The organism is Nonomuraea sp. NPDC004580, assembly GCF_040609855.1.
GTDB lineage: Bacteria > Actinomycetota > Actinomycetes > Streptosporangiales > Streptosporangiaceae > Nonomuraea > Nonomuraea salmonea.
The window spans coordinates 90,651-102,863 of record NZ_JBEXLH010000003.1 but is presented as its reverse complement, the minus strand read 5'-3'; the positions used below and the strand labels follow the sequence as shown (position 1 = coordinate 102,863).

Below are 12,213 nucleotides of genomic sequence, written 5' to 3'. Positions count from 1 at the left end.
TCGCTCAGAACGTGTAGCGCAGGTGCTTGACCCCGTTGATGAAGTTGGACAGCAGGAAGTCGGGCTCGCCCACCGCCTTGATCCCGGGCAGGCGGGTGAACAGCTCGCGGAACATCACGGTCATCTCCCTGCGCGCGAGGTGCGCGCCCAGGCAGTAGTGCGGTCCTGGACCGCCGAAGCCGACGTGGGGGTTGGGGTCGCGGGTGATGTCGAAGGCGTCGGGGTCGGCGAACACGGTCTCGTCGCGGTTGGCCGAGGTGTAGAAGAGCAGCACCTTGTCGCCCTTGCGGTAGGGGGTGCCGTTCAGCTCGTGGTCGCGGGTCAGCGTGCGGCGGAACTGGATCACGGGCGTCGCGTACCGGACGATCTCGTCGCACGCGCCTGCGATGCGGCCGTCGAAGTCGGCCAGCAGCAGCTCACGCTGCTCCGGGTGGTCGGTGAAGAGCTTCAGCCCGTACGCGATGGCGTTGCGGGTCGTCTCGCTGCCCGCCACCACGAGCAGGATGAAGAACGAGCCCAGCTCCTGCGAGCTGAGCCGCTCGTCGCCGTTGACCAGCAGGCTGACCAGGTCGCCCGTGGGCCGCCTGCGCCGCTCGTCGCCGAGGCGGGCGGCCAGCCGGTTGAGCGCGTGGCCGGCGCGCAGCAGCTTGGCCAGGCCCCGGGCCACCCTGACCCGGCTGAAGCCCGGGTCGATGCCGGTGTACTCGGGGTCGGCGTTGCCGAGGATGACGTTCGTACGCCGCAGCACCGCGTCGTGGTGGCTCGCGGGGATGCCCATCATGTCGCAGATGACGCGTACCGGAAGGCGGGCCGCCACCTGCGCGACGAAGTCGCCAGGGCCTTCCGCGACGGCCTGGTCCACGATCTCGGCGGCGGCCCGCGCGAGGTCCTCTTCCATCTTGGCCAGCACGCGCGGCGTGAACGCCCGTGAGACGATGCGGCGCAGCCTGGCGTGCCGCGGGTCGTCCATGTTGATCATGGAGCCGAAGTAGACGCTCAGCCAGCGCGGCATGTCGGGGATGCTGTTGGAGCACGGCTCGCTGCTGAAGACGGCCGCCTCGCGGCTGGCCGCGGTCACGTCGGCGTGGCGGACCAGGGCGTAGTAGCCGGGCCCGCCGCCGACGAACGGCACCGCCTGCTCGGGCACGAATACCGGGCGGTCGAGCTCGCGCAGCCGCCGGAACGCCTCCATGCGCTCGGCCTGCGGGCGTGCCCAGAACGGGATCTGTGACAGGTCGAGCTCCGCGGGCAGCGTCATACCGACGAGCCTACGCAAGTGGCCACTTACGTCAAGCCTTGTGCCCCCTGATCAGGTCCGCTGCCTTCTCCCCGATCATGATCGCGGGGGCGTGGGTGTGGCCCCTGTTGAGCGTCGGCATGATCGACACGTCCGCCACCCGCAGGCCCTCCACACCGCGCACGCGCAGCGCCGGGTCCACCACCGAGGCGTCGTCGGCGCCCATCCGGCAGGTGCCGACGGGGTGGTAGAGGGTCTCGCCGCGCTCGCGTACCCACTGGGCCAGCTCCTCGTCGGTCTCCGGCCCCCAGTACGGCGCCATCGGCCCGCCCGCGTACGGCTTCATCGCCGCCGTCGCGAACACCTCCTTGGCCCGCTTCAGCCCCGCGACCAGCCGCCTGACGTCGGGCTCCGCCGACAGGTAGGCGGGGTCGATGACGACGTCGCGCCCGTTCAGCCCGATCCTGCCGCGGCTCTCCGGCTGCAGCAGCACCACGCCGACGGTCAGGCCGTGCCCGGTCGGCGGGGTGAGCCCGTGGTCCTGGAACGGCACCGGCGCGAACACCAGCTCGACGTCCGGCGCCGGCTCCGCCTCCGAGGTCCTGATGAACGCGACCGCCTCGCCCACGTTCGTGGTGAGCATGCCCGAGCGCAGCACGATGTAGCGCAGCAGGTTGGGGATCGACTCGGCCTTGGTCAGCGTCACCGGCTGCAGGCACTCGACGAACACGCCGGTCGAGAGGTGGTCCTGGAGGTTCTTGCCGACCTCGGGCAGCTCGTGCACGACCGGCACCCCGGCGTCGCGCAGCTCGTCGGCCGCGCCGATGCCCGAGCGCATCAGCAGGTAAGGCGACCCGATGGCGCCGGCCGCCAGCACCACCTCCAGCCGGGCCTTGATGTGGGCGCCGCCGCTGTGCTCGACGCCGGTCGCCCGCCTGCCGTCGAACGTCACCCGCGTCACCGTGGCGTCGGTGACGACGTGCAGGTTGGGGCGGTTCGCGGCCGGGCGCAGGTAGGCGTCGGCCGAGCTCCACCGCCTGCCCCTGTTCTGGGTGACGGGGGTCGGGCTGTAGCCCTCGTTGGAGCGGCCGTTCAGCTCGGCGAGCCGGGTCATGCCCAGCTCCTCGCACGCTGCGAGGAACGCCGCCGTCGTCACGTTCGGGCTGCGCAGCTCGGAGATGTAGAGGGGACCTGAGGTGCCGTAGACGCCGCCGCGGTTGCTGCCGACGCGGTGCTCGGCCCGATGGAAGTACGGCAGCACGTCGTCGTACGCCCAGCCGGGGATGCCCCACTGGTCGTAGTCCTGCTGGCAGCCGCGCACCCACATCTGCGCGTTCATCGAGGACGAGCCGCCCAGCACCCGGCCGCGCGGCCAGTAGAGCTCGCGGCCCCACATCTCGCCCTGCTTGGCGGTGGTGAAGTTCCAGTCGTAGCCGGTCCTGAAGAGCTTGGGAAAGCCCGCCGGCATGCGGATCTCCAGCTTGTCGTCCTTGCCCCCCGCCTCGACCAGCGCCACGGACAGCCCCGGGTCCTCCGAGAGCCGGTTGGCCAGCACGCACCCCGCAGAGCCGGCCCCGACGATGACGTAGTCGTACTCCATTGGTCTCCTCCACGGGGCTGAATGATGTGCTCCCTGCTTACTCCACGCCTCGGGAACGCGTCCATATCCACTTGTGACCTGCTCTACCTACCAGCCGGTATGGCGGCCCTGCGAAGATGACCGCGAAGCCGTTCTATAGGGAGGCGTCATGCTCAACCTGTCGATCGTCCTGGAGGACAGCGCCAGGAACACCCCCGACGGCACCGCGATCGTCTTCGGCGACATGCGGCTGCCGTACTCCATGATCGACACAGTGGCCAACCAGGTCGCGAACCTGCTGGTGGCGCGCGGTATCACCAAGGGCGACAAGGTCGCGCTGGCCTGCCCGAACCTGCCGTACTTCCCGTTCGTCTACTTCGGCATCCTGAAGGCCGGCGCGACCGTCGTGCCGCTCAACGTGCTGCTGCAGTCGCGCGAGATCGCCTACCACCTCGACGACAGCGACGCCAAGGCGCTGTTCTGCTTCGAGGGCACGCCGGAACTGCCGCTCGGCGAGCGCGGCAAGGCGGGGTTCGAGGCGTCCGAGGGGTGCGAGCACTTCTTCGTCCTGCCCGCGACCCCGCTCGCCACGGAGTCCCCCTACGGGGAGTCGATCTGGGCCGCGCTCGGCGGGATGGCCTCCGAGTTCGAGACCGTGCAGACCGCCCCCGACGACACGGCGGTGATCCTCTACACCTCCGGCACCACCGGCCAGCCCAAGGGCGCCGAGCTCAGCCACCAGAACATGCTGATGAACGCCATGGTCAGCGACAAGATGTTCCCCGCGCCCGAGGAGGGCAGCGACACCTACCTGGCGGTGCTGCCGCTGTTCCACTCCTTCGGCCAGACGGTGGTGATGAACACCGGCTTCCTGCGCGGCGCGACCGTCGTGCTGATGCCGCGGTTCGAGCCGGGCGAGGCGCTGGCGCTGATGGTGAAGGAGAACGTGACGTTCTTCGCCGGCGTGCCCACGATGTACTGGGGCATGCTGACGAAGGTCCACGCCGAGGGGCTGGAGGTGCCGCGCTCGCTGCGGGTCGCCGTCGCGGGCGGCGCGGCCTCGCCCGTCGAGGTGCTGAACGACTTCGAGCGCACGTTCGGCGTCGGCATCCTCGAGGGGTACGGCCTGTCCGAGACGGCCCCCGTCGCCAGCTTCAACCAGCCGGGCCGGCCCACCAAGCCCGGCACGATCGGCACCCCCATCTGGGGCGTGGAGATGAAGCTGGTCGACGGCGACTGGAAGACGGTCGAGGGCGAGGGTCCGGGCGAGATCGCCATCCGCGGCCACAACATCATGAAGGGCTACTACGGCAGGCCCGAGGCGACGGCCGAGGTGATGCGGGACGGCTGGTTCCGTACGGGCGACATCGCGACCCGCGACGCCGACGGCTACTACTCGATCATCGACCGCGCCAAGGACATGATCATCCGGGGCGGCTTCAACGTCTACCCGCGCGAGCTCGAAGAGGTGCTCGTCACGCACGAGGCCGTCTCGCTGGCCGCCGTCGTCGGCGTCCCGCACGAGTCGCACGGCGAGGAGATCAAGGCGTACGTCATCCGCACGCCGGGCGCCACGATCACCGAGGACGAGCTGATCGCCTGGTGCAAGGAGAACATGGCGGCCTACAAGTACCCCCGCATCGTCGAGTTCCGCGACTCGTTGCCGATGACCGCCACCGGCAAGATCCTCAAGCGCGAACTACGCTGACCGGCTCGGGCGCCGCTCCTCGGGTGCGGCGCCCCCTCCGCGCGGAACCGCCCCCCGAACGCGGCCCCCGACAACCAAACCGGCAAGATCCGGTGCAGCGGCCTGGCCGAGCAGGTGGACGGGTGGGCGATCTCGGGCGCGGAGGGCGTGCGGAAGCCGGACGTCCGGCTGTTCCGTTATCCAGGTGATGCCCGGGCCATGAGGCCGGTAGCTTGCTGGGCATGCGGGAGCGGCCGGAGGACTTCGACGAGGGGCTGTTGCGGCCCGCGCTCAAGGCGTGGGGGATCGAGGCCCCCGCGCTGACCTACGCGCCGGTGGGGTTCGGGGACTTCCACTGGGTGGCGGGTGATCGGTTCGTGACCGTGGCCGACGTGCGGCGGCGGTCGTACGACTCCTTGCGGGCGGCGCTCGACACGGCGGCGGCGCTGCGGGGCGAGGCGGGGCTGGAGTTCGTGGTGGCGCCGTGGCTCGGCGGGCCGTACTCCGAGCCGGCCAGGGACCTGGTCGCCGGGCACGCGCGGACGGTGCGCAGGGCGCTGGAGGAGTTCGCTCACGACGGCTGAACGCCGAAAGTTTCACGCCCGGCCGCGCTCGGCCGGGCTCTCGCGGCAGCTCACGACCTCCTGGTCAGGGCGGGCGCACGAGGCCCATTGCGGTGCCGAAATTTTCTCTGGACACTCGCAATATTTCGGCTGCCGATGCGAGAGGATCTCGATGAAGCTGAAAGCTCGACTGGCCGGAGCCGTGATCGCCGCCCTGGCGCTCGTGGTCGCCGGTCTCATCACCGCGCCCCCGGCCTCCTCGGCGCAACTCACCGAGGTGACCGGGTTCGGGACGAACCCCACCAACCTCCGCATGCACCTGTACGTCCCCGACGGCGTCCCCGCCCGCCCCGCGCTGCTGGTGGCCGTGCACTACTGCACCGGCTCAGGCCCCGCCTTCTACTCGGGCACGGAGTTCGCCCGGCTCGCCGACCAGCACAAGTTCGTCGTCATCTACCCATCGGCGACCAGGAGCGGCTCCTGCTTCGACGTCTCCTCGCCGCAGGCGCTGCGGCACGACGGCGGCAGCGATCCGGTCGGGATCATCTCCATGGTCAGGTACGTCCAGCAGCGCCACAACACCGACCCCGACCGCACGTTCGTCACCGGCGCCTCGTCCGGCGCCATGATGACCAACGTCCTGCTCGGCGACTACCCCGACGTGTTCAAGGCCGGGGCGGCGTTCAGCGGCGTGCCGTTCGCCTGCTTCGCCACCACCGACGGGTCGAGCTGGAACAGCGCCTGCGCCAACGGCCAGATCAGCAGGACTCCGCAGCAGTGGGGCGACCTCGTACGCGCGGCGTACCCCGCCTACAGCGGCCCCCGCCCGCGCATGCAGATCTGGCACGGCACCGAGGACGGCACGCTGCGCTACCCCAACTTCCAGGAGCAGATCAAGCAGTGGACCAACGTGCACGGCCTGAGCCAGACCCCGAGCCTGACCGACCAGCCGCGCTCCGGCTGGACCAGGACCCGCTACGGCGGCACCGGCACGCAGGCCCCCGTCGAGGCGATCAGCCTGCAGGGCGTCGGTCACAGCCTGCCCCAAGGCGGGATGGCGGCCATGGTCATCGACTTCTTCGGCCTGTCGGACGGCGGCCAGGACCCGGACCCGACCACCACGCCCACTCCCCCGCCGCCGGGCGCCTGCCAGGTGACGTACACGATGAACACCTGGAACACCGGCTTCACCGCCGAGGTGAAGATCGCGAACACCAGCCAGTCGCCGGTCTCGTCGTGGACGCTCGGCTTCGCGCTGCCCGCCGGCCAGACGGTCACCTCCGCGTGGAACGCCACGATCACGCCCAACAGCGGCCAGGTGAGCGCGCGCAACGTCTCCTACAACGGGACGATCGCGCCGGGCGGCTCGGCGTCGTTCGGCTTCCAGGGCGCGCACAACGGCGACACCGGCAAACCCCCCGCATTCACCCTGAACGGCGCCGCCTGCTCCTGAGCAACCGGTCGCTTGTCGGTAACGACTTCTCCTTTACCGGGTAACCGCTTGCCCCAGCGCCGAGGGTAGCCATACGGTCACTTTAAGCAGTTGGGGGACGACGAAGGAGAACGAGCACGTGGGCAGGCACGCGAAGCCCCACAATCCGAAGGAGCAGCCGCAGGAGACGCGGGAGGACGTCCAGAACGACCATCCTCCGAGCCGGGGGCGGCACGCGAAGCACACGAAGGACAGGCACCGCTGCACGGCGACGACGGGCGAGCAGGCCGCCGTCTCCTCCTGACGTCACAGGGTCATGACACGGCTCCCGGGCCTTCAAGCTCGGGAGCCGTGTCATGAACGGGATCAGCGCCGGCTGTCAGGGCCAGTCGCGAGAGGGCCGCAGCGGCACGCCGGAGCGGCCGTTCTCGTCGAGCTTGACGCCGAGCACCTGGTGCAGCTGCACCTTGTTGCGCTCGAAGCCCACGATGCAGCCGGCCATGTAGAGGGCCCACACGCGGGCGGTGCCCATGCCGACCTCCTCGACCGCGGCCTCCCAGTTGTCGTCGAGGTTGTCGCACCAGTGGCGCAGCGTCTTGGCGTAGTGCTCGCGCAGGTTCTCCTGGTGGCGGATCTCGAAGCCGAGGTCCTCCATCTGCCTGATGAGCCAGCCCACCGACTCGAGCTCCCCGTCGGGGAAGACGTAGCGGTTGATGAAGCCGCCCTTGTTGAACGTCTTCTCCTTGCCGGTCGGCCGGGTGATGCAGTGGTTGAGCAGGCGGCCGCCGGTCTTGAGCTTGCTGTAGAGGAACTCGAAGTAGCCGGGCACGTTGGCCTTGCCGATGTGCTCGGTCAGGCCGATCGAGCTGACGGCGTCGAAGCCCGACTCCTTGACGTCGCGGTAGTCCATGAAGCGGACCTCGGCGAGGTCCTGCAGCCCGGCGTCGGCGATGGCCTTCTGGGCCCACTCGGCCTGCTGGCGGCTCAGCGTGACGCCGAGCCCCTTGACGCCGTAGTGCTTGGCGGCGTGCATGACCATGCCGCCCCAGCCGCAGCCGACGTCGAGCAGCCGCATGCCGGGCTGGAGCCCGAGCTTGCGCGCCACCAGGTCGAACTTCGCGAACTGGGCCTCTTCGAGCGAGGAGTCCTCGCTGGGGAAGCAGGCGCAGGTGTAGGCCATCGACGGGCCCAGCACCCACTCGTAGAAGCGGTTGGAGACGTCGTAGTGGTGATGGATGGCCTCCGCGTCACGCTGCTTGGCGTGCCGCGATCCGAGCTTGGCCAGGGCACTCTGGCGCATCTCCTGCGGGGGCGGCGGCACCCGCATGAGCAGCGGCTTGACGCCCAGCGACTTGACGGCGGCGATCTTCTCGGACGTCGTCAGGTCGTTGGTCGTGATGTTCCACATGCGGTCCAGCAGCGTGTACATGTCGCCGTGGACGTCGAGGTGTCCCGAGATGTACGCCCGGGCCAGGCCCAGCTCGCCCGGTGCGTGGGCCAGGTGCGCGACCGCGATCGGGGACTTGACCTCGATGGCCAGGTCGGCGCCGTCGGGCCCCGCCTTGCTGCCGTCGTAGGCCATGAACGCGATGTTCGCATCGGAGCCGACGATCTTCTCAAAGATGGATGCCAGAGCCATCAACTCACCTTCCCCGTACACACTTTTCGTACAGGTCGAGCAGGCGTCCGTTGGGGTCGTATTCCTGCTTGACCGGCCAATAGGCATCGCCGTTGTAGAGCTGCCAAAACTGCTCACGCACGTAGAACGAGGTCGAGTAGAGCGACTTGTGGCCGTCGAGATCGTGTACGGAATGCTCGATGAGCCGGTTGTAGTAACCGTCGAACTGGCCGCGCGGCAGCGGCACCATTCCCCAGAATCCGAAGTTGACGTAGAGCTTGCCCGGCTCGAGCGGGTAGAGCGGCCACCGTGTCTCTGCGCGCAGCGGGCACATCCACACCGGAGTCATGCCCACCTTCTCGTGGAAGAACTCCAGGAATTCGGCCCCGCGCTCGACGGGCGTCTCGACGTCCTGGATGACCGATTCGCTCACGGGCTGGCCGCGCCACCGGTCGACGCGGGCGGTCAGGCCGTATTTCCGGTCGAGCGCGACCAGGCGGCGGTAGACGTCGGAGCGCATCCAGCGGCGCGGCATGAGCGAGCGCACCACCGGCTGCTGCACGCCGAACGCGCGCGAGCACCAGAACCAGTCGGTGTCCCAGCGCCACAGGTAGTCGCGGATGGTCAGCCAGTCGCGGCTGCGCTGCTGGATCGACTGGTAGTAGATCCGCATGCCGGTGTAGTCGGAGACGTAGGGGGCGCGCTCGGCGAAGCGGCCGAGCGTGATGTACATCTCGCCGGGGCCGAAGAAGACGCCGTCGACGAAGTCGACGCTTTCGCCCTCGTGCACCATGCTGTCGCAGATCTCCTGCATGGCCAGCATGCACTTGCCCGCGTCGGTGAACTTGACGTGGGTCAGGTGGACGTAGGGCTGGACCTTGCGCAGCTTGATGCGGATGCGCAGCGCGTAGCCGAGCGTGCCGTAGGAGTTGGGGAAGGCGCGGAACAGCTCGTGGTGCTCGTTGTCGTCGCGGGCCACGATGACGCGGCCGTCGCCGGTGAGGATCTCGAGCTCCTCGACCGACTCGTGCGGCAGGCCGTCCCTGAAGCTGGTGGACTCGATGCCGAGCCCGGTCACGGCGCCGCCCAGCGTGATGGTCTTGAGCTGCGGCACGACGTACGGCATGAGCCCGTACGGCAGCGTGGCGTCCACGAGGTGCTCGTAGGTCGTCATGCCCTGCACCTCGGCGGTCATCGTCTCGGGGTCGACGCTGATGACCTCGTCGAGATCGCGAGCCGAGAGCTTGGCCGTCTTGGCGCCGTCGCGGAACCTGAACAGGTTGGACGTGGCCTTGGCCAGCCGGGGCGCGGCGTCACCCGGGATCTCGGCGTAGGACTGCCGGATCTGCTCTACTGCCCGTCGGTGTGTCGACATCGTCGTCGTCACGGCCCCTCCTCCGTCGGTGCCGTGACCGCTCGGCGCCCCTCGGGCACGCATGGCTCGTTCACGTAGCACCCCCTTGAGCTGGTAGAGATCGTCCGTAGCACGTTATCTCCATGCGACCGAACGGAACAGACCGGGGTCGTTAAAGACACGAAAACTGTTTATCGTGCCAGGTCGATCGCCTATTTGGTAGGTGATTGGGCAAACTTCCGGGAGATCACCGGTTCGATGCCGTTCAGCACCCCGTCAACCTCGCGGCCCTCGACGGCGGCGGCGAGGTTGTCGAGGGTGACGGTCAGCAGCCGCCCTGTCGACTCCGCGGTGACGCCGGCGACGTGCGGCGAGAGCAGCACGTTCGGCAGGTCGCGCAGCGGATCGCCGGCCGGCAGCGGCTCCACGTCGAACACGTCGAGCGCGGCGCCCCCGAGCCGGCCCTCGTTCAGCGCGGCCACCAGCGCCTTCTGGTCGACCACGCCGCCCCTCGCGCCGTTGACCAGCAGCGCGCCCTGCTTCATGCGGCCGGGATCGATGAGGCCGCGGGTCTGCGCGGACAGCGCGATGACGACGACCACGACGTCGGAGGTGGACACGAGCGTGTCGAGGTCGGTGAAGCCGGGGTCGGAGCGAGGCGTGCGCGTCCAGTAGGACACCTCGCAGCCGAGCGCGCGGAACATCTCGGCGCAGCCGGAACCGATCGGGCCGTAGCCGACCACGCCGACCCGGCGGCCGCGCAGCTCGTGGGGCTGCAGGCGCTGCTGCGGCCACTCGCCCGCGCGTACGGCGGCGTCGGCCGCGGCCAGCCTGCGCAGCAGCGCCAGCGTGGCGGCCAGGCACCACTCGGCGACCGCCACGGCGCTGACGCCCGGCGTGTTGGCCAGCGGCACCCCGGCCGCCGCCAGCGCGTCGCGGTCATGGCCGTCGACGCCGACCGACGGCTGCTGTACGAACGCCAGCCGGGGCGCGGCCCTGACCGCCTCGGCGTCCATGACGAGCGTGCCCGTCCAGTCACCGAGCACGATCTCCGCCTCGGGCAGCGCCGCGAGCAGCCCCGCGCGGTCGCGCGAGCCGGGCACCCTGACGGTCACCCGGTCGCCGAGCGGCGCCAGCAGGCCGCGGACGAACTCTTCGGGAAGGGGCGGCAGGGCCAGCAGGTTCCAGGGGGTCATGCCCCCACAGTAAAGCTGCCGATCACCTGTCGCATCAGTGCTCTGTTACGCAGCCACTGCTCCTCGGCGACCGTCCAGGACAGCACGTACGCGGCGTCGTCCGTGGCCACGGCCCGGCGGATCTCGTGGTAGCGGGCGCCCGGTCGCACCCAGGGGGCGTCGTTGTCCTGCCCCGCGATCCAGGTGAACTCCCACTCCACGGCCTTGACGCCCTTGTGGTTGACCGTGCGCTGGCCCCGGTTGACCACCGTGCGGGCGTTCTGCCGGAACGTCTCCTGCGAGTCGCGCATGAGCTGGTGGGGGTCGAGCTGCCCGTAAACCGCCTCCACGCCGAGGTGGGCGTTGCGGTCGCGGCGCGTCCACTCCGTGTACGCCTCGCCGAGCGCGCCCCGCCAGCCGGTCGGCCGCAGGATCGCCCAGCCGTCGCGGGACTTCCACACCCGCACCAGCGGCGCCCGCCTGGTCGCGCTGGGCGTCGGGGTCGGCGTCGCGCTCGGCGTCGCCGTGGGCGTGGCCGTCGGGGTGATGGGCTTGGTCGCGGCGGCCGGCTGCGCGGTGGCCCGCGGCGTGCCCTCGGCGGGCGAGGCCGTCCTGAAGTACGCGACCGCGCCGCCCGTCAGCACCAGCACCACCGTGGCCGCGGCGGCGAGCAGGGCCCGGCCTGGACCCTGGCCCTTGCGCTCGGGCGGGTCGAGGTCCGTGGTCGCCGGCTTGGCCGCGATGATGGCGGCGAGCAGCCGGTCGGCCTCCTCGGCGTCCACCCGGTCGTGGGGCTCCTTCTGCAGCAGGCCCTTCAGGATCGGATGCATGATCGGCGGGATGCGGCGGTAGTCGGGCTCCTCGCTGAGCAGCGCGTTGAGCGTGGCCATGGGGTCGCCGCGCTCGAACGGCGAGCGGCCGACCATGCAGGCGTACAGCGTGGCGCCCAGCGACCACAGGTCGGAGGCGGGGCCCGCGTTCTCGGCGCGCACCCGCTCGGGGGCGAGGAAGCTCGGCGAGCCCGTCACCATGCCGGTGCTGGTCAGCGAGACGTCGCCCTCGACGGTCGCGATGCCGAAGTCCATCAGCACCGCGCGGCCGTCGTCGGCCAGCAGGATGTTGCTGGGCTTGACGTCGCGATGCAGGATGCCGGCCTCGTGGGCGGCCCGCAGCGCCGACAGCACCTGCCGGCCCAGATCGGCCGCCTCGCGCACCGGCAGCGCGCCCGTGGTGAGCACGACCTGCTCCACCGACGGGTGGCTGACCAGCTCCATCACGATCCAGGGCCGGCCGCCCTCCTCGACGACGTCGTAGATCGCGACGACGGAGGGATGGTTGAGCTTGGCCGCCGTACGGGCCTCGCGAGCGGTCCGCAGGAGCTGGCGCTCCTTGTCGCCCGGCGACAGGTTGTCGGGCAGCAGCACTTCTTTGATGGCCACCTGCCGGTTGAGCAGTGTGTCGCGGCCTTCCCAGACCACGCCCATCCCGCCGCGGCCCAGTTCGCGCAGCAACTGGTAGCGCCCTGCGATGAGCCGGTTGCTCTCCGAAACCATGTCCAACCCCTGTAG

General features: G+C 70.1%; 10 protein-coding genes. 4 read left to right on the top strand and 6 right to left on the bottom strand.

The genetic code is table 11. The features are described from left to right. Nucleotides 1-4: 4 nt before the first annotated feature. Nucleotides 5-1,258, bottom strand: coding sequence for a cytochrome P450 (locus ABZW11_RS05750; protein WP_355413032.1), 1,254 nt, complete (start codon nt 1,256-1,258; stop codon nt 5-7). Nucleotides 1,259-1,289: 31 nt separating this feature from the next. Further along, entirely contained in the window at nt 1,290-2,837 is a 1,548-nt protein-coding gene (locus tag ABZW11_RS05745) for a GMC family oxidoreductase N-terminal domain-containing protein (protein WP_355413030.1), read from the bottom strand. A 148-nt stretch (nt 2,838-2,985) separates the two neighbouring features. Between ABZW11_RS05745 and ABZW11_RS05740 the strand changes: the two genes are divergently transcribed. The 4 genes from ABZW11_RS05740 to ABZW11_RS05725 all read left to right on the top strand — a co-directional run bounded on the left by ABZW11_RS05740 (nt 2,986) and on the right by ABZW11_RS05725 (nt 6,802). Beyond that, nucleotides 2,986-4,524 (top strand): long-chain fatty acid--CoA ligase, encoded by a 1,539-nt coding sequence (locus ABZW11_RS05740; RefSeq protein WP_355413028.1) that lies wholly within the window; start codon nt 2,986-2,988, stop codon nt 4,522-4,524. 221 nt (nt 4,525-4,745) lie between these two features. After that, nucleotides 4,746-5,087, top strand: coding sequence for a hypothetical protein (locus ABZW11_RS05735; RefSeq protein ID WP_355413026.1), 342 nt, complete (start codon nt 4,746-4,748; stop codon nt 5,085-5,087). A 151-nt stretch (nt 5,088-5,238) separates the two neighbouring features. Then, entirely contained in the window at nt 5,239-6,519 is a 1,281-nt protein-coding gene (locus ABZW11_RS05730) for a PHB depolymerase family esterase (protein ID WP_355413024.1), read from the top strand. Nucleotides 6,520-6,637: 118 nt separating this feature from the next. Then, complete coding sequence (locus ABZW11_RS05725) at nt 6,638-6,802, top strand: hypothetical protein (protein WP_355413022.1); 165 nt, start codon at nt 6,638-6,640, stop codon at nt 6,800-6,802. A 75-nt stretch (nt 6,803-6,877) separates the two neighbouring features. Here the strand turns inward: ABZW11_RS05725 and ABZW11_RS05720 are convergent, their stop codons facing one another. The 4 genes from ABZW11_RS05720 to ABZW11_RS05705 all read right to left on the bottom strand — a co-directional run bounded on the left by ABZW11_RS05720 (nt 6,878) and on the right by ABZW11_RS05705 (nt 12,198). Further along, on the bottom strand, nt 6,878-8,137 hold the full coding sequence (locus ABZW11_RS05720) for a cyclopropane-fatty-acyl-phospholipid synthase family protein (protein WP_355413020.1): 1,260 nt from the start codon (nt 8,135-8,137) through the stop codon (nt 6,878-6,880). A 4-nt stretch (nt 8,138-8,141) separates the two neighbouring features. Then, on the bottom strand, nt 8,142-9,491 hold the full coding sequence (locus ABZW11_RS05715; protein ID WP_355413531.1) for an FAD-binding oxidoreductase: 1,350 nt from the start codon (nt 9,489-9,491) through the stop codon (nt 8,142-8,144). Nucleotides 9,492-9,682: 191 nt separating this feature from the next. After that, nucleotides 9,683-10,666, bottom strand: a complete 984-nt coding sequence (locus ABZW11_RS05710; protein WP_355413018.1) for an NAD(P)-dependent oxidoreductase — start codon at nt 10,664-10,666, stop codon at nt 9,683-9,685. Then, nucleotides 10,663-12,198, bottom strand: coding sequence for a serine/threonine-protein kinase (locus tag ABZW11_RS05705; RefSeq protein ID WP_355413016.1), 1,536 nt, complete (start codon nt 12,196-12,198; stop codon nt 10,663-10,665). Before ABZW11_RS05705 ends, ABZW11_RS05710 begins: the two co-directional genes overlap by 4 nt. Nucleotides 12,199-12,213 lie beyond the last annotated feature (15 nt).

Coding starts and splice junctions, on each gene's coding strand:
- ABZW11_RS05715 (WP_355413531.1), bottom strand. CDS start 9,491: ATGTCGACACACCGACGGGCAGTAGAGCAGATCCGGCAGTCCTACGCC.
- ABZW11_RS05730 (WP_355413024.1), top strand. CDS start 5,239: ATGAAGCTGAAAGCTCGACTGGCCGGAGCCGTGATCGCCGCCCTGGCG.
- ABZW11_RS05745 (WP_355413030.1), bottom strand. CDS start 2,837: ATGGAGTACGACTACGTCATCGTCGGGGCCGGCTCTGCGGGGTGCGTG.
- ABZW11_RS05735 (WP_355413026.1), top strand. CDS start 4,746: ATGCGGGAGCGGCCGGAGGACTTCGACGAGGGGCTGTTGCGGCCCGCG.
- ABZW11_RS05740 (WP_355413028.1), top strand. CDS start 2,986: ATGCTCAACCTGTCGATCGTCCTGGAGGACAGCGCCAGGAACACCCCC.
- ABZW11_RS05750 (WP_355413032.1), bottom strand. CDS start 1,258: ATGACGCTGCCCGCGGAGCTCGACCTGTCACAGATCCCGTTCTGGGCA.
- ABZW11_RS05710 (WP_355413018.1), bottom strand. CDS start 10,666: ATGACCCCCTGGAACCTGCTGGCCCTGCCGCCCCTTCCCGAAGAGTTC.
- ABZW11_RS05720 (WP_355413020.1), bottom strand. CDS start 8,137: ATGGCTCTGGCATCCATCTTTGAGAAGATCGTCGGCTCCGATGCGAAC.
- ABZW11_RS05705 (WP_355413016.1), bottom strand. CDS start 12,198: ATGGTTTCGGAGAGCAACCGGCTCATCGCAGGGCGCTACCAGTTGCTG.